The sequence below is a fragment of the Flavobacterium sp. UBA6135 genome (genome assembly GCF_002428305.1).
GTDB lineage: Bacteria > Bacteroidota > Bacteroidia > Flavobacteriales > Flavobacteriaceae > Flavobacterium.
Window position 1 is genome coordinate 235,525 of record NZ_DIVJ01000010.1, and the last position, 16,223, is coordinate 251,747.

The window sequence follows — 16,223 nt, forward strand, 5'->3', positions numbered from 1 at the left end:
GTAGGCTTTCTATTTTTACATCAGTTAAAAGAAGTAATTTTTTTCATGTAATTATAACAAAACCTACAATTGAAATGCAGTAGTCAAACAAACGAAATGCCACCCTTTTTGCCCCAACTTTAAGGAGATTTAACCTAAAAAGACTACTCTGTTACTAGAAAAAGCAATACTCCCCAAAGTATTGCTTTTTTTATTTGATTTAAAATACGCGGAAAACCGCATCATTTTTTACGGGAAACCGTAACAATTAGTAGCTGTAGGCTTTCTATTTTTACACCAGTTAAAAGAAGTAATTTTTTTCATGTAATTATAACAAAAACCTACGAACGAGATTGAGTAGTTAAACGATCGAAATGCCACCCTTTTTGCCCCAACTTTAAGGAGATTTAACCAAAAACGACTACTCAACTACAAAAAAAAGCAATACTCCCCAAAGTATTGCTTTTTTTTATGTTTAATCACTATGCTATTTTGTAAACGAATTCCATCCTAATGATTTTAATTCGATAGCCTCATTGGCTCTTGTAATCAAATGAATGCCTTCTTTTTTGTTTACCATGTGACCAATTACAGTTAGGTTAGGATTGCCTTTTATTTTAGAAAAATCATCAATTGGAATGGTAAATAATAATTCATAATCTTCGCCTCCACTTAATGCTATTGTGGTGCTGTCAATTTTAAATTCCTCACAAACAGTAATGAGTTGTGGGTCTAACGGAAGTTTTTCTTCATATAGTTTACAACCAACCTCAGATTGTTTACACAAATGGATAATTTCTGAAGACAAGCCATCTGAAATATCAATCATAGCCGTTGGTTTTACTTCCAGTTTTTCTAAAAGTTCTTTTATATCTGTCCGAGCTTCGGGTTTAAGTTGTCTTTCTATAAGGTAAGTATAATTTTCTAAATCCGGTTGGTTGTTTGGGTTTACTTGAAATACTTGTTTTTCACGTTCCAAAACCTGCAATCCCATGTAGGCTGAGCCAATGTCACCGGTTACGACTAATAAATCGGTTGCTTTTGCACCATTTCTATAAACAATTTCTTCTTCTTTTGCTTCTCCAATTGCTGTTATGGATAGTAATAAACCTTTTTGTGATGAGGTGGTGTCTCCACCAATAATGTCTACTTTATAAATTTCTGAAGCTAAAGCAATCCCTTCATACAATTCTTCAATAGCTTCTAATGGGAATCGATTTGAAACAGCAATAGATACGGTGATTTGTGTTGGTTTTGCATTCATCGCACAAATGTCAGACAAATTAACCGTCACTGCTTTGTAACCCAGATGTTTGAGTGGCATATAGGCCAAGTCAAAATGAACGCCTTCAATTAAAAAATCAGTAGAAACCACCATTTTGTTGGTTCCGAAATTTAAAACTGCCGCATCGTCACCAATTCCCTTTATGGTTGAGGCGTTTTTTATTTGAAAGTTTTTAGTTAAATGGTCAATTAAACCAAATTCTCCCAATTGGTCAATACTCGTTTTTTGAGGATTTTTATCTTCTAACATGCTATTTCATTTAGAAGGCAAAGGTACAAAATATCAGGGTTATCGTTTGATACTAAAATGGGATTTAAAAATAGTTGGTTTTTGATTTTTTAAGTATTGAACTTCAAACCAATAATCGGTTGCCGGCATTTGATTGTTGTTGTATCTGCCGTCCCAACCTAGGCCTGAAGGGCTTATTTGTTTTAACAATTTGCCGTAGCGATCATAAATAAAAATGGTGGCATCAGTTTGATTACTCAAATCAGAAATGTTCCAATAGTCATTATAACCATCATCATTTGGCGTAAAAAACTTAGGGTATTTTAATACGTTGGCAATTAATTCTATGGTGCCACAATCGCCTTTGGTGTCAATTATTTTAATGGTATGTTGCCCGGAGTCCACATTGTGAAAGTTCGGACTTTGTTGAATTGGGTTGTCATCCAATTGAAACACATAGTCACCAAAACCACCTGTTACCGTTACATAAATTGAAATGGAATCATAAAAATCGTCAATAACGGTTAGAAAACCGGTTGCTTTACTGGATTTTGTCACAACAGCCGTGGTGTTGTTATAACCACAATTAGTGCCATTATCCGGAAAATTGTTTGTGATTATTACATTATAAGTTCCTTCTTGAGTTGCTAAATAATTAGTGCCAATTCCCATTAAAGTTTGATTTAAATGCCATTCAACAGTATAATTTGAAGCACTCAACCCGGTTTGAAATAGGTGAGGTGTAATTAAATTACCATTATCAAAATCGACACAAATTACCCCTTCAGGAATTTGTATGTTATTTAAAGGGTTAATTGTTACAACAAATGATTTTTGATCAAAACAAGTAGTGTTATCTGAAGCTGTAGCAAAAACATAAATTGTTTGAGAGGTTGTTACAGAACTTCCGGCAGTCAGTAAGCTACCTGTTCCATTAGGGCCGGTGAAATAATTACCTTGAGTTAAGGCCGGTAACACATAGTTGCCACATTTCTGAATATTTGCAAATGCTTCTAAAATAGGAGTAGTAAAAATAGTAACAGTAAATGATTTTTCTGCTGAGCAATTTAATCGATCACCCACCTGAGCATACACATAGATGGTCTCATTTGTAGTTATCACTGTACCAGGAGATAATTGTGTTCCGGAGCCATTGGGTTCCGTAAAATAATTCCCTAGACTTAACGGTGGTAAAACGTAAATGTCACAAGCATTTATATTTGGTAAATTTCCTAATTCTAAATTATTTAAAGAAACACTGAATAAACTTTCACTATAACAGGAAGGCATATAGCTCAAAGGATTGTATATGTATATGACTTGTGAACTTGTCAAAACAGTGCCCGGTTGTAAGTTCTGTCCTCCACCATTTGGCCCACCATTAGCGGTATAATAACTTCCGTTGGTTAAAGGAGGCAAAACAAATGTAGCTCCACAGATAAAGACATCAGTAAAACTATCAACCGGTGGCGGCGGATTTACTTGAACCAAAAAACTATGTTGGCTGATACAATCTCCTATTGCTGCATAAATATAAACAGTTTGTGTATTTGAAATTATATGCCCTGGCTGCAATTGGAAACCTTCTCCATTAGCCAATTGATAATAAGTACCGCCAATGGTTAACGGAGGCAAACTATAGGGTCCACAAGACACTACATTTGTGGGGGTGTTAATTGTTGGAGATGAATTAATAACTATATCAATACTCAAATTATCTGTACAATTTGGAGAAGTGGTTGTTGGAACATAAAAATATATGGTTTGAGAGTTAGTAATTACAGTTCCTGATGGGATTTGAGAACCGCCACCCAAAGGTTGCGTGAAATAGTTGCCTACAGGCAGTTCAGGTAACGTATAACTTCCACAAGCCGAAATCACATTATTAAAATTCGGAGTATAAATAATATCTACCGAAAATAAATGTTGACTGGCACAGAAGTCATCAATATTAATTAGAATTAGTGACACGCTTTCCACAATGTTATGTCCAGGGAAATATATATCACCTGTAGAAACATCAAGATAATAAACTCCATTAATAGGAATTGGTAATGTATAAAAATCACAAGTAATTACATCGGGTAATTCATCAACAGGGGGTAATGGATACACAACTACATTTACTTCTTTTTCAGTACAAAAAACATCATCAATAACCGCGTGGTAATAGATTGTTTGATCCGTACTTAATTGAGTCCCTGCCGGTAATAAATTTCCACCGGCATTGGGTTGGGTATAAAATTCTCCGGCCGGCAATCCCGGTACGATAAAGACACCACATCCAATTTCATCTATTTCAACATCTTCAATGATGATGACTGCAAAAAAACTTTCGTTTTCGCAAGGGTTTTCATCAGTTGGGCCGCTATAAATAAAAATCACACTCGTGTCTTCAATGATGTCTCCGGCATTTAATAGGGTGCCGTTTCCACCTGTTTCTGTATAATAATTTCCATAGGTTAATGGGGGTAATTCATAACTACTGCAAACTACAACTTGGTCTCTTGTATCAACCGGTGGCCTGAATTCGATTCGTATTTTGAAATTTACGACATCAAAACAAAGTGCGTTTGAAACATCTTGCATTCTGACCCAAAGAGTATAAGGAGATTGGGTAACGCTCATTGCAAAACCGGTAGTGTTTTGAATCGGGTTTTGATTTGCCATTGCATTGGCTTCGGAAGTAAAAAAGCTGACTGTATAATTTTCAGGATTTTGTCCGTTGAGTATTATAGGGACATAAAAATTTAAATTTCTAATTACATTGCCCGAACCAACTGTACAAATTAATACATCGTTGGGCGTATTAGCAACAATTTCAGGCGATACAACCAATTCAAAAGGAAGTAGTGTAGAACATATAAATCCGGAAGATATTGTTCTGATTTTGCAATATATGGTTTGATTTCCGGCACTCAAATAGGTGGCCAATTGGTTTGTTGGAATGGAAGGGGTATTTGCATTTGCGGCATCTAAACTTCCGAAGTATAAGAGTGAATAGACTTCAGGATCTAACCCTAATGACGATGTTGAATTTATTGTAAGGTTAAAAGGATAGGTTGCTTGACCCGTATTGCAAACATATAATGAAGCAGGAGTATTATATTGAAGGTTTGATAATATGATTTCATCAGAAATGGAACAAGTACTATTTGGAAAAACGGCATTAAAAGAATAAATTCCAGGTTGGGTAGCGGTGTAATTTGAAGAGGTAGCATTGGGAATAACTTCGCCATTTAACATCCAAGTATAAGTAAAACCAGCACCTAAATTTGGATTTAAAACAACTGTTTGTCCTTCGCAAATGGTTAAATCAGGACCAAGAGTTGCTGAAGTACTGAAGTTTCCGCCAGCAATCAAAACGGCTGAATCATAACCACTATCGTTATAATCACCAATTACAATCTTAATTCTATAATTTTGATTTGGAATCACTTCAGAATAGGCAGTCATTAGAACCGTTTCTCCTCTCATATTCATGGATGATGTTGCCGGATTTGTTACATTATATCTACTAAAAAAACTAGGATTTTGCGATAAACATGAGGTGTTAAACTGAGTATTTCGTATGTTTTTTACAGAAACCGGTGTTGAGGTGCCTGGAATAACAGCTAAATTTGTGGTTTGACCTGTAGTTAAGTTTGTCAATAAGAATGCAAATACATCACTAAAACCGCACTGATATTCTCCATATTCATTAGAAGCAAATAAAAAATCAAAACTAAAATTGGTTGAAATTGGAGTAAAATCAAACTGCAAAAAGGCAACATCGGTGATGCCGGTTGTTTGTCCGGAAGAATTACTGATGTTTTGTAAATCAACATCTCCGTTTGTATTAATTTGACTGCTCAGATTGGCTCCGGAATAAGTGCCTTGAGAATATTTAGCAATACCATTTCTAATTATAACCCCTTGTTGAATGGGAAAATTTGGATTTGAACTAGTAAAAGCTCCTATACTTCTCCTGGAAGAAAATTGAAAATTTGTTTCGTTTGAACACGAATTTTGCATCAATACATTTCTGACCAAGTTGGGAATAGTGTAGGTAGTGGTATCAACCACTATTCCTTGAGAAAAGACTGAAACTGTAAAAAGCAATAAAATGCCGGAAATATATTTTTTCATTTTAATTATAAAAACCCAAGCTAATGTAAAAAAAACTTAGCAATGAAGTTGCTTTTTTAACGTGTTATATCATATTCTAACAAATTAGTTGTCTTTTCTTAAAATTATTCTTGTTTAAAAAAGTGTTAAAATATAATCCTACTGACAAACTGTTGTCACTTGCTGCCAATAACTTTGTTTCATTAATCATTAAATAATAAAAAATTATGACAACAATAGCCCAAGTAATCAGTAAAGAAGATTTATTAAAACACTGGCAAGGTCACCGTTCGTTAACCCGAAGAGTAATTGAAGCCTTCCCTGAAAAAGATTTTTTTGAATTTTCTGTTGGCGGTATGCGAACGTTTGCCGAATTGACTTCCGAATTGTTAGCCATTGGAGCTCCAGCCATGAAAGGCATCGTGAACCGTGAAGTAAAACCGTATGACGAAAACACCGATAACGGGAAAACCAAAGCCGAATACTTAGCAAAATGGGACAAAGCCACTGAAGAAATTAATCACTATTGGAGTATGTTACCGGTGGAAGATTTCGATAAGACTTTTAATCTTTTTGGACAATATGAATTCCCGATTATTCAAAATATCCTTTATTTTATTGATAACGAAATTCATCATCGTGGACAAGGATATGTGTATTTGAGAGCTTTAGGAGTTGAGCCGCCTTTTTTCTGGGAGAGATAGGTTTTAACTTTCAAATTTTTAAACCATTAAGGTGTTAAGAATCATTAAGTTGTTTCCTTAATGTCTTAATGGTTCAAAAAAAGTCATTTCAAAAGCTTCATTTTAATAGTTCCCATCAATTCCAACACCCTTACCTTCAATCGTTCCGGTTCAAGAATCGTTGCAAAATCGCCAAACATCAGAAAAAATCTCGGGAAACCATCTTCAATGTCTTTGCATAAAAAAGTCATTTCTACCTTATTCCCAACCACTTTTTCAGAAACAAAACCGTGGTATTTTCTTTCACCGGAAAGGTATTTTGCCATTTTCTTTTCAATGGAAATAACGACTTTGGTGGTGGGATATTCTTCTTTGTCTTTATTCAAATAAAATTCCAATGCTTCGTGTTCTTTCGTGAAAGCGATTTCTGTTTTTAGGATGTTGTGAATGCGGTCGGTTCTAAACTGACGGTAATCTTTCCGCAAATGGCAATAACCCAACACATACCAATTATTGTGATCATGAAAAACACCCACCGGTTCGATGGTTCTGGCGGTATTTTCATCCGCTTCAAAAGCTTGATAATCCAAAATCAATTGCGTTTTGTCCGCAATACTTCTGAAAATAAAAGCCAATGCATGCGGAGCTTGTTTTGGAAAAGTTTTTTCCAACGGTTGCATCACCACATTGGATTCGATCGTGGAAACCCAATCTTTATCGGCACTTTTCAATACAGCTTTTAACTTATACATCGCCGAAGCATACTGATCTCCAATTGATTTATCAGAAAATTTCTCCATCAGTTTTTCGGCGGCAATAAAACTTTCGGCTTCTTCTCGAGTAAACATAACTGGAGGCAATCGATAACCTTCTAACAAAGAATAACCCAAACCGGCTTCGCTGTAAATAGGCACTCCGGAAGCTTCTAACGTTCTAATGTCGCGGTAAATGGTTCGCAAACTCACCTCAAAACGAGTAGCCAAATCCTGTGCTCTCACAATCTTTTTGGATTGCAACTGAATTAAAATGGCGACAATGCGGTCAAAGCGTTTTGGGGTTTCGTCGTGCATAAAAGGCTTTTGTCAAATATAGAATTTTTATTTTTCAAATTTCATTGATTATTTCAAATGTGAGAGATGGCAATTATATAAACAAATTTGTTTACATTTGTGTAAAAGTAGAATTATGTATGCTATCCTTAAATATATAAAAGGGATTCATCCCGGAAAAATAATTGACAGAGAGCTGAAAAAACAAAACAGCAATCAACGTCAGTTGGCATTGGCTATTGGTGAACATCCACAAACACTTAATGCGATAGTTAACGGTAAGCGAAACATAAATACTTCTTTGGCTTTAAAAATTGAAGATAGATTAGGTTTAGAAGAAGGATTTTTGATGACACTTCAAGCTCATTACGATATTAAAATCATAAAAAATGATGAAAGTTATAAGCCCAATTTGTCTAAATTAAGAAAAAACACTTTCTGGGATACGACTCTCGATAAAATAGATTGGAAGTTAATGAAACGTGCCGTTATTACAAGAGTATTTGCCTATGGTACAAAAGAAGAACAAGAAGAAATTATTCGATTTTATGGAAAGGATGAAGTAGAAAGAATTAGTAAATTATTTCCCGCTAAAAGATAAGTATGTTTTGGAATACTGTTTCACCGTTACTGAAATCTATTTTATCAGATTTGATGAAGGAACAATTGTTTTCTCCTTTTCGTTTGGTAGGAGGAACGGCCTTGAGTTTGCAATTTGGTCATCGTTTATCAGTTGATATTGATTTGTTTACGGATGTTGAGTATGGGTCTATCAGTTTTAAAAAAATTAGAGATTTTTTAGAAAATAAATATCCTTATTGCAATTACAGAGATCTTGATTTAATTTCATTTGGCACCTATTTTGAAGTTGGATTTTCAAAAGATGATTTTGTGAAAATTGATATATACTACACTGACAAATTTGTTTTTAATGAATTGATAATTGACAACGTAAGAATGGCAACTTCAGAAGAAATAATTGCTATGAAATTGGATGTCATCAATAATAAAGGAAGGAAAAAAGACTTTTGGGATATACATTATTTCTTAGAAAATTATGAACTTGCTCAATTTATTGAGTTATTTGAAAAGCGTTATCCCTACGGCATTAGCAAAACATTAAAAAATCAGTTATTAGATTTTGAATTAGCAGATACTGACTTTAATCCCATATGTTTACTGAATAAAGAATGGGAATTGATAAAATATGATTTTGTTGAGAAAATAAATTGAAGAAAATGAATAATTCTAATAAAATAATAGGTAGTTTTTTTGTGCTTTTCATAGCCTTGAATTTCTTTATTTTAATGGGTTGTGAAAATAAGCAATCAGATTCCAATAAAATAAAAGTATTTCTAAGTCCAAATAAATTGAAAGGATTTTCAAGTGATTCAATAGCTGTTATTAGTTTCAAGAGAATTAACAATAAAACAGAAGTCGATTGTCTTTACAAAGATGTTATTCAAGCTCCATCACGAACTAATGCAAGTTTATGCTTTTTTAACTCACAGATTTTTTATGACAATGAACTATTCTCAATGGAGGAAGTCTTGAATAAGTTAGAAGAAGAGATCAAAACAATTAAAGACAGGGACTACTTTACAGTTGAATTGTCATATCGGGACAAAGATAATAATGTTGCTATTTTTCAACTATTTGATAATTTATTGGTGGATTTTGAAAAAGCCAACTATGACCTAGATTTATATTTTTTCATTTATTTAAGTACAAGTTCTAATAATTGTTTTCCACCGCCACCGCCACCAATGTCGGAATAGCACTAGGAGATTGACAAGAAAAAACCCAACAACTCTCGTCATTGGGTTCTCATATATTTTTCCTCAGTACCTTAGTCCCTCAGCACCTCAGCACCTTTCCTAATCATTCAATTTCAACACCGCCATAAACGCCTCCTGCGGAATCTCTACATTACCCACCTGACGCATTCTCTTTTTACCTTTTTTCTGTTTTTCCAACAGTTTTCGTTTACGGGAAATATCTCCACCGTAACATTTGGCGGTCACGTCTTTTCGTAACGCTTTAATCGTTTCACGAGCAATGATTTTTGCACCAATTGCCGCCTGAATCGGAATGTCAAACTGTTGTCTTGGAATCAATTCACGCAGTTTTTCACACATTTTCTTACCAATGTTATAGGCATTGTCTTCGTGAATCAAAGCCGACAAAGCATCCACCGATTGAGCGTTTAACAACACATCTAATTTTACTAATTTTGACGTTCTCATCCCAATGGGTGAGTAGTCAAACGAAGCATATCCTTTGGAAACCGTTTTCAAACGGTCATAAAAATCAAATACAATTTCGGCCAACGGCATATCAAAATTTAACTCAACTCTTTCCGTCGTTAAATAGGTTTGATTGGTTATCACACCACGTTTTTCAATACACAAACTCATTACATTACCCACAAACTCTGATTTCGTAATGATGGTGGCTTTAATATAAGGTTCTTCAACACGGTCCAATTTTGATGGTTCCGGTAAGTCGGATGGATTGTTTACAATCAAAATCGTATCCGGTTCTTTTTTGGTAAAAGCATGATAGGAAACGTTGGGAACTGTTGTAATCACAGTCATATCATATTCACGTTCCAAGCGTTCCTGAATGATTTCTAAATGCAACATTCCTAAAAATCCACAACGGAAACCAAATCCTAAAGCAGCAGAACTCTCAGGAACAAAAACCAACGACGCATCGTTTAATTGTAATTTTTCCATCGAAGCTCTTAAATCTTCATAGTCTTCGGTGTCAACAGGATAAATTCCGGCAAAAACCATTGGTTTTACATCCTCAAAACCTGTAATCATATTAGTAGTAGGGTTTTTAGCATCGGTCAACGTATCACCTACTTTTACTTCTTTTGCTTCTTTAATACCCGAAATTAAATAGCCTACATCACCGGTTGAAATCACGTTTTTCGGAACTTGATTTAACTTCAAAGTCCCCACTTCATCCGCAAAATATTCGTTTCCGGTTGCCATGAATTTAATCTTCTGGCCTTTCTTAATTTCACCGTTTTTCACACGAAAAATTACTTCAATACCACGAAACGGATTGTAATGCGAATCAAAAATCAACGCCTGCAACGGCTCATCAACATTTCCTTTTGGTGCGGGAATTTTTTCAATAATCGCAGCCAAAATATTTTCTACACCAAAACCGGTTTTACCCGAAGCGTGAATAATATCCTCTAATTTGCAACCTAATAAATCAATAATATCGTCGCTCACTTCCTCCGGATTGGCACTTGGCAAATCCACTTTATTCAAAACCGGAATAATTTCCAAATCGTTTTCCAAAGCCAAATATAAGTTGGAAATCGTTTGAGCCTGAATACTTTGAGCAGCATCTACAATCAACAAAGCCCCTTCACAAGCGGCAATAGATCGGGAAACTTCATATGAAAAATCAACGTGTCCGGGCGTATCAATCAAATTCAAAATATATTTCTCGCCTTTATACGTATATTCCATTTGAATCGCGTGACTCTTAATTGTAATCCCACGTTCACGCTCCAAATCCATGTTGTCCAGCAACTGAGCCTTTTCCTCACGAGCCGTCACCGTTTGCGTAGCCCCCAATAATCGGTCGGCCAGTGTACTTTTCCCGTGGTCAATGTGAGCAATAATGCAAAAATTTCGTATGTTCTTCATCTTCGTTTAATTCAAATTTATTTTGTGGGGCGTTTTCGCCGCGGCGAATCGGGCTTTCCGTTCCAAGTCCTCGTCACGGTTTCGCTATCGCTATACCGTTCCTGTGGGCTTTCCACTGCAATCCCTAACGCAAACCCTGCTCCTTAGCGAATTGTGTGCAAATATAAAGCAAAGTTTTGGATTTTAAACGGGTTAAACGGGTCAGGTTTACTACTAGCACATTTCTATTTTTATAATTCAATTCAACAATCTTTAGTATATTTGTTTACTTAATTACTTTAGTTATGAATGCAACAAAGGAAATAATTGTTAGAGACTTAGCAATAATGAACGGAAAACCTCTAATTAAAGGAACACGAATTACGGTTGAATTAATTTTAAAAAATTATCCGAGGGAGCAACTGTAGAAGATTTACTTAAAATTTATCCTCAAATAACTTCTAAACAAGTAATGGCAGCTTTGGATTATGCGGCAAATGTTATCAGCAACGAAGAATTATTAGATGTTTAGATGATTATTGCAGACGAAAATATTCCTTTACCAATCATAGAAATGTTGGTTAAAAATAAAATTGAAACTATTTCAATTTATGATAATTACAGAGGTATATCAGATGTAGAAATCATTAAATTAGCTCAAAATCCCCCTTGCTATTATTAAGGCATGTAGATAGATTTGAAAGCTATAAATTAATTTTCATTATCCAGTATAAAAATTACAAGAGAAAGTCTCAAAAAATGAGAGACTTTCTCTTGTTTAAATATTACTTATTAAGCTAATTGACTGTAAATTAGAAAAAAAAGAATCAAAAACTCAAAATACAGATTCATTGATTGTTTTGAAGCTGGATTTTTTTTGAGATATATAATTGTCAAATTTAAGAATTGAATTATAAAAGTGACTTTAATAAGCAAGCTAATAGTAGAATTATAGTCAGGAAATATTAGATAAGCACCTACCAATAAAAGATTTAAGATATAAAATAATGAATTTATCTTTAGGGGTAAAAAACTATCTTTTTTATTAATTATCCTCCTTGAAAAATAAATTAGTAAACTTAAAATAGCTATAAATTTGACAATATTAAACGAATCGTAAAAGATACCAATAGCAAATAATAATATTCCGATATATTTAAAAAAATTTGTCATAAATATGTTAATGATTTTGAACTCATTTAACCAAATAAACAAGCGGCAGTATGCCAAGCCATTTGAGTATGTCCAGTTAATAAAAATTGTGCAGTATCAACCCATGTCCATGTTGAAGATGCACTTTGCAACCTTCTACACATGCATGCGTCAAAACCAGATCTGACACCACAGTTCATACCAAAAGCAACTATATTTTCATTTGGATCGCCAATGATTATATTCTCATCAAAAGTATTATTCTCATCAGAATAAAACAAATAGTAGCTTGACCATTTATACATTGAAACAGTTGTTAGAAGTCTTTTTCTGTAATCATTGTTAGAAACATTATTAACTATAAAATCTTCATAGAGTTTGCTTTTTTCAATTATGTTTTCAAGGTCTATCTGTTTTGAAAAACTTTCTAAAATCAAATTTTCTGTTTCGGAAATTTCCTCTTTTAATTTTAAACTATTTTTAAGGTTACTAGATTCAGTTGAAATTTTCAATTCAACTAAACTCTCTAAATCTGGATTATTTTTATTTGCTTCTATGAATATCTTTAAATCATTTAAAAACGATTTATAATTTAAACCGTATGTATCATATTCATTTTCTGGGGTTTTAATATTCTCATCAGAATAATTTCCCTTACGAAAATTCAAATTATCATTTTCAATTTGTTCTTCAAAGCTTAACAATGAACTTTTAATTTTATCAATATTTTCAATTGATTGAGAATCTTCTGTCTTATCACAAGATAAAAACAATAAAACAATAGCAACAAGGCTGATAGAAATTTTTTTCATAAAAATAGAATTTAATCTTAGTTATACATTAATTTTGACAAAAAAAAATTAAACGTAAATAAAATCCTATGTTAAAATTGGATATTTTTACCCAGATTTTACATTCTTTTTTTAATTTTAACATATTCAATTCTTTTACATTTAAAAATCTAAAAATATGACAATTTCAATTGGTAACAAACTAAAAAAACTCCGTAAAAATAAAGGGTATTCTCAAGAGGAAGTTGCAAACCTTTTACATAACTCGCAATCAACGTATGCTCGTATAGAAAACGGAGAAAGCCATTCTTCGGCTAATCACATTGTTAAAATTTGTGAAGTATATGAAATTACTCCTGAAGAATTAATTAAAAGTGATAGTGTTGTTATTGGTAATATTGGAACAAATAACGGGGTGGGATATGCAGAAGTAGTAAATCAACTTTCAGAAAAATTAATTGAACAATATGAATTGAGATTAAAAGAAAAGGATGAACAAATAAAAAATTTAAAAACACAAATAGAAAAATAAATTTTTAATGAAATAAAAAGACAAGTTATCAAAGATTATTTTCTTAATCTTAAGGAAGACAACATTAATTAATTTCCTCTATCAAAATAGCATCCTTCTAGCTTTAAATACCCCGTTTTGCAAACCCCACCCGTTTCCTTATCTTTGCAAAAAAAATTCCAATGCCAAAAATCGGAAACATCATTTTGCCCGACTTCCCCTTACTTCTTGCTCCAATGGAAGATGTGAGTGATCCGCCGTTTCGTCGCTTGTGCAAATTGCACGGAGCCGATTTGATGTATTCTGAATTTATTTCGTCCGAAGGCTTGATTCGTGATGCGATGAAAAGCAAAATGAAACTCGATATTTTTGATTACGAACGTCCGGTGGGTATTCAAATTTTTGGAGGCGATGAAGAGGCGATGGAAATGTCCTCCCGAATTGTAGATGCAGTGCAACCCGATTTAGTCGATATTAATTTTGGTTGTCCGGTTAAAAAAGTCGTTTGCAAAGGAGCCGGTGCAGGAGTTTTAAAAGATGTTGATTTGATGGTTCGTTTAACCAAAGCAGTTATTAAAGGAACCAATCTTCCCGTAACAGTAAAAACTCGTTTAGGTTGGGATGAAAACTCTATCAACATTGATGAAGTGGCTGAACGTTTACAAGACATTGGCGTGCAAGCCCTAACCGTTCACGCCCGAACACGTGCCCAAATGTATAAAGGTCATTCTGATTGGTCGCACATTGCTCGTGTAAAAAACAATCCGAGAATTACGATGCCTATTTTTGGAAACGGTGACATCGATTCACCCGAAAAAGCATTAGAATACAAAAATAAATACGGTTTGGATGGAATGATGATTGGTCGTGCTGCCATTGGTTATCCGTGGATTTTTAACGAAATCAAGCATTATTTCAGAACAGGAGAATATTTGCCCGAACCCACGATGAAAGACCGCATCGAAGCCGCCCGAAATCACTTAATCTGGTCAATGGATTGGAAAGGCGAACGCGTTGGAATTTTTGAAATGCGTCGCCATTACACCAATTATTTTAAAGGCATTCACGGATTTAAAGAATACAAACAAAAATTAGTTACAACCGACGGAGCAATGCCGTTAATGGCAATATTTGATGAGATTGCTCAGGTTTATGCTAATTATGAGACGGTTTAAATTTACCATATAAGTCATATAAGAAAACTTAAATTTATATGACTTATATGGTTTGTATAATTTACACCACCATTTTCTTCCACTTCCCTTTTTTATACAAAATATAACCGGCAATGGTAATGCACGTTTCCGCTATCGGAACCGCCATAAAAACTCCGGTTGGTCCCATTTTTAAATACTTCGCTAAAAAATAAGCTAACGGAATTTGAAATAGCCAAAACCCGAAGAAGTTAATTTTTGTGGGTGTCCACGTATCTCCTGCACCGTTAAACGCGTTGATGAGCACCATTCCAATTCCGTAGAAAACATAACCTAAACTCATAATTTGAATGGCTTCCACGGCAATGTCCAAAACCGCTTTGTCATTCGTAAATAGAGTAATAATAGGTCGGGCGGCGGTTAACGTGACAATCATAATGATAGCCATAAATATCACATTGTATTTTGCGGTAACCATTACCGATTTTTCGGCACGTTCAATTTGTTTGGCTCCTAAATTCTGACCCACCAAAGTGGCAGCAGCACTACTCAATCCCCACGCGGGAAGAATGAAAAACATCATAATTCTAAGTGCGGTTTGATAACCCGCTGAACCAACATCTCCTCCGGTTGTTGCGACAAGGTTTGCCATAAAAATCCAACTGCACGACGCAATTACGAATTGTAAAACTCCGGGAGCAGCAATTTTGACCAACGCTTTTATTTGTTCAAAATCAGGAGTTATGTAAGCTACCATCATTTTGATAACCCCTTTTCCGTTGAAAAGATGATATAGTTGATAGATTACACCAATACTTCTTCCAATTGTAGTCGCAATAGCAGCTCCGGTTAATCCATAAGCCGGAATGGGTCCAAAGCCATTAATCAAAATCGGATCTAAAATAATGTTACAACCATTTGCCAACATCAAACTTTTCATTGCAATGGCGGCATTTCCGGCACCTCGGAAAATTCCGTTGATTAGGAAAAGTAACATAATGGAAATGCTTCCTCCCATCATAATTTGAACAAACGAAGTTCCGTAAATCGCCGATTCTTGCGAAGAACCCATCCAAATCAAAATATCGGTGGCATAAATGATTCCGAAAATGCTGAGAATGGTATTTACAGCAATGGCAATTAGTATCGCTTGCATACCAGCTTTTGCCGCAGCAACGGGATCTTTTTCGCCAATTCTTCGGGCAACAACCGCTGTAGCTGCCATACTGATTCCGATAGCTAATGAATAAATTATAGTAAGAACCGATTCGGTTAATCCAACGGTTTGAACGGCAAAGCTGCTGTTTTCCAAGTGCCCAACAAAGTACAAATCGACTAACGCAAAAACCGATTCCATCATCATTTCCAACACCATCGGAATGGCAAGTAGTATAACGGCGGTTTTTATTTTTCCGGAAGTATAATCAAAATCGGCTTCGCCTTTTAAGGCCATTTTTATAGTAGAAAAGATACGTGAAAGCATACCTTCTGATAGTTTGTTTTCTGTCATTTTTAATAAAGATTAAGTGAATAAAGATTTGTCTGAAAGACCTTTCAGACTAAATTAAAGAGAGAAATACGTCTTTATACGAAATAAGGACAAAAAAATACTATCATAATTCTTGAAGTGA

Annotated in this window: 13 protein-coding genes and 1 pseudogene; 8 read left to right on the forward strand and 6 right to left on the reverse strand. The window is 34.4% G+C overall.

Annotation, left to right across the window (positions count from 1 at the left end):
* Positions 1–466: 466 nt before the first annotated feature.
* Together thiL and B3L86_RS03390 are read right to left on the reverse strand one after the other, a co-directional pair.
* On the reverse strand, positions 467–1,513 hold the full coding sequence (gene thiL / locus B3L86_RS03385) for a thiamine-phosphate kinase (protein WP_291115031.1): 1,047 nt from the start codon (positions 1,511–1,513) through the stop codon (positions 467–469).
* 39 nt (positions 1,514–1,552) lie between these two features.
* Entirely contained in the window at positions 1,553–5,620 is a 4,068-nt protein-coding gene (locus tag B3L86_RS03390) for a T9SS type B sorting domain-containing protein (protein ID WP_291115032.1), read from the reverse strand.
* Positions 5,621–5,826: 206 nt separating this feature from the next.
* On the opposite strand from B3L86_RS03390, the gene B3L86_RS03395 reads away from it, so the two are divergent.
* Positions 5,827–6,303 carry a DinB family protein gene (locus B3L86_RS03395; RefSeq protein ID WP_291115034.1) on the forward strand — a complete coding sequence of 159 codons (477 nt, stop codon included), beginning with the start codon at positions 5,827–5,829 and terminating at the stop codon, positions 6,301–6,303.
* Between the two features lie 83 nt (positions 6,304–6,386).
* On the opposite strand, the gene B3L86_RS03400 is transcribed toward B3L86_RS03395, so the two are convergent.
* Positions 6,387–7,352 (reverse strand): helix-turn-helix transcriptional regulator, encoded by a 966-nt coding sequence (locus tag B3L86_RS03400; RefSeq protein WP_291115036.1) that lies wholly within the window; start codon positions 7,350–7,352, stop codon positions 6,387–6,389.
* A gap of 115 nt (positions 7,353–7,467) precedes the next feature.
* Here B3L86_RS03400 and B3L86_RS03405 point away from each other — a divergent pair, with 115 nt between their 5' ends.
* From B3L86_RS03405 to B3L86_RS03415, 3 genes are read left to right on the forward strand one after another with little or no spacing between them, the layout of a single operon-like run.
* Positions 7,468–7,932: a HigA family addiction module antitoxin gene (locus tag B3L86_RS03405; RefSeq protein ID WP_291115038.1), complete on the forward strand. Its 465-nt coding sequence runs from the start codon at positions 7,468–7,470 to the stop codon at positions 7,930–7,932.
* 2 nt (positions 7,933–7,934) lie between these two features.
* Positions 7,935–8,564, forward strand: coding sequence for a nucleotidyl transferase AbiEii/AbiGii toxin family protein (locus tag B3L86_RS03410; RefSeq protein ID WP_291115040.1), 630 nt, complete (start codon positions 7,935–7,937; stop codon positions 8,562–8,564).
* Between the two features lie 5 nt (positions 8,565–8,569).
* Positions 8,570–9,109: a hypothetical protein gene (locus tag B3L86_RS03415; RefSeq protein ID WP_291115042.1), complete on the forward strand. Its 540-nt coding sequence runs from the start codon at positions 8,570–8,572 to the stop codon at positions 9,107–9,109.
* Between the two features lie 99 nt (positions 9,110–9,208).
* On the opposite strand, the gene lepA is transcribed toward B3L86_RS03415, so the two are convergent.
* Positions 9,209–11,005, reverse strand: a complete 1,797-nt coding sequence (gene lepA / locus B3L86_RS03420; RefSeq protein WP_188361368.1) for a translation elongation factor 4 — start codon at positions 11,003–11,005, stop codon at positions 9,209–9,211.
* Positions 11,006–11,289: 284 nt separating this feature from the next.
* Here lepA and B3L86_RS13655 point away from each other — a divergent pair.
* Positions 11,290–11,516: pseudogene (locus B3L86_RS13655) on the forward strand (DUF433 domain-containing protein).
* Entirely contained in the window at positions 11,517–11,666 is a 150-nt protein-coding gene (locus tag B3L86_RS03425) for a DUF5615 family PIN-like protein (RefSeq protein ID WP_291115043.1), read from the forward strand.
* A gap of 517 nt (positions 11,667–12,183) precedes the next feature.
* Here B3L86_RS03425 and B3L86_RS03430 read toward each other — a convergent pair.
* On the reverse strand, positions 12,184–12,948 hold the full coding sequence (locus B3L86_RS03430) for a hypothetical protein (protein WP_291115045.1): 765 nt from the start codon (positions 12,946–12,948) through the stop codon (positions 12,184–12,186).
* 157 nt (positions 12,949–13,105) lie between these two features.
* Between B3L86_RS03430 and B3L86_RS03435 the strand changes: the two genes are divergently transcribed.
* Positions 13,106–13,459 (forward strand): helix-turn-helix domain-containing protein, encoded by a 354-nt coding sequence (locus B3L86_RS03435; RefSeq protein WP_291115047.1) that lies wholly within the window; start codon positions 13,106–13,108, stop codon positions 13,457–13,459.
* 161 nt (positions 13,460–13,620) lie between these two features.
* Positions 13,621–14,613 carry a tRNA dihydrouridine synthase DusB gene (gene dusB, locus B3L86_RS03440; protein ID WP_291115049.1) on the forward strand — a complete coding sequence of 331 codons (993 nt, stop codon included), beginning with the start codon at positions 13,621–13,623 and terminating at the stop codon, positions 14,611–14,613.
* Positions 14,614–14,674: 61 nt separating this feature from the next.
* Here the strand turns inward: dusB and B3L86_RS03445 are convergent, their stop codons facing one another.
* Complete coding sequence (locus tag B3L86_RS03445) at positions 14,675–16,102, reverse strand: MATE family efflux transporter (RefSeq protein WP_291115051.1); 1,428 nt, start codon at positions 16,100–16,102, stop codon at positions 14,675–14,677.
* Positions 16,103–16,223 lie beyond the last annotated feature (121 nt).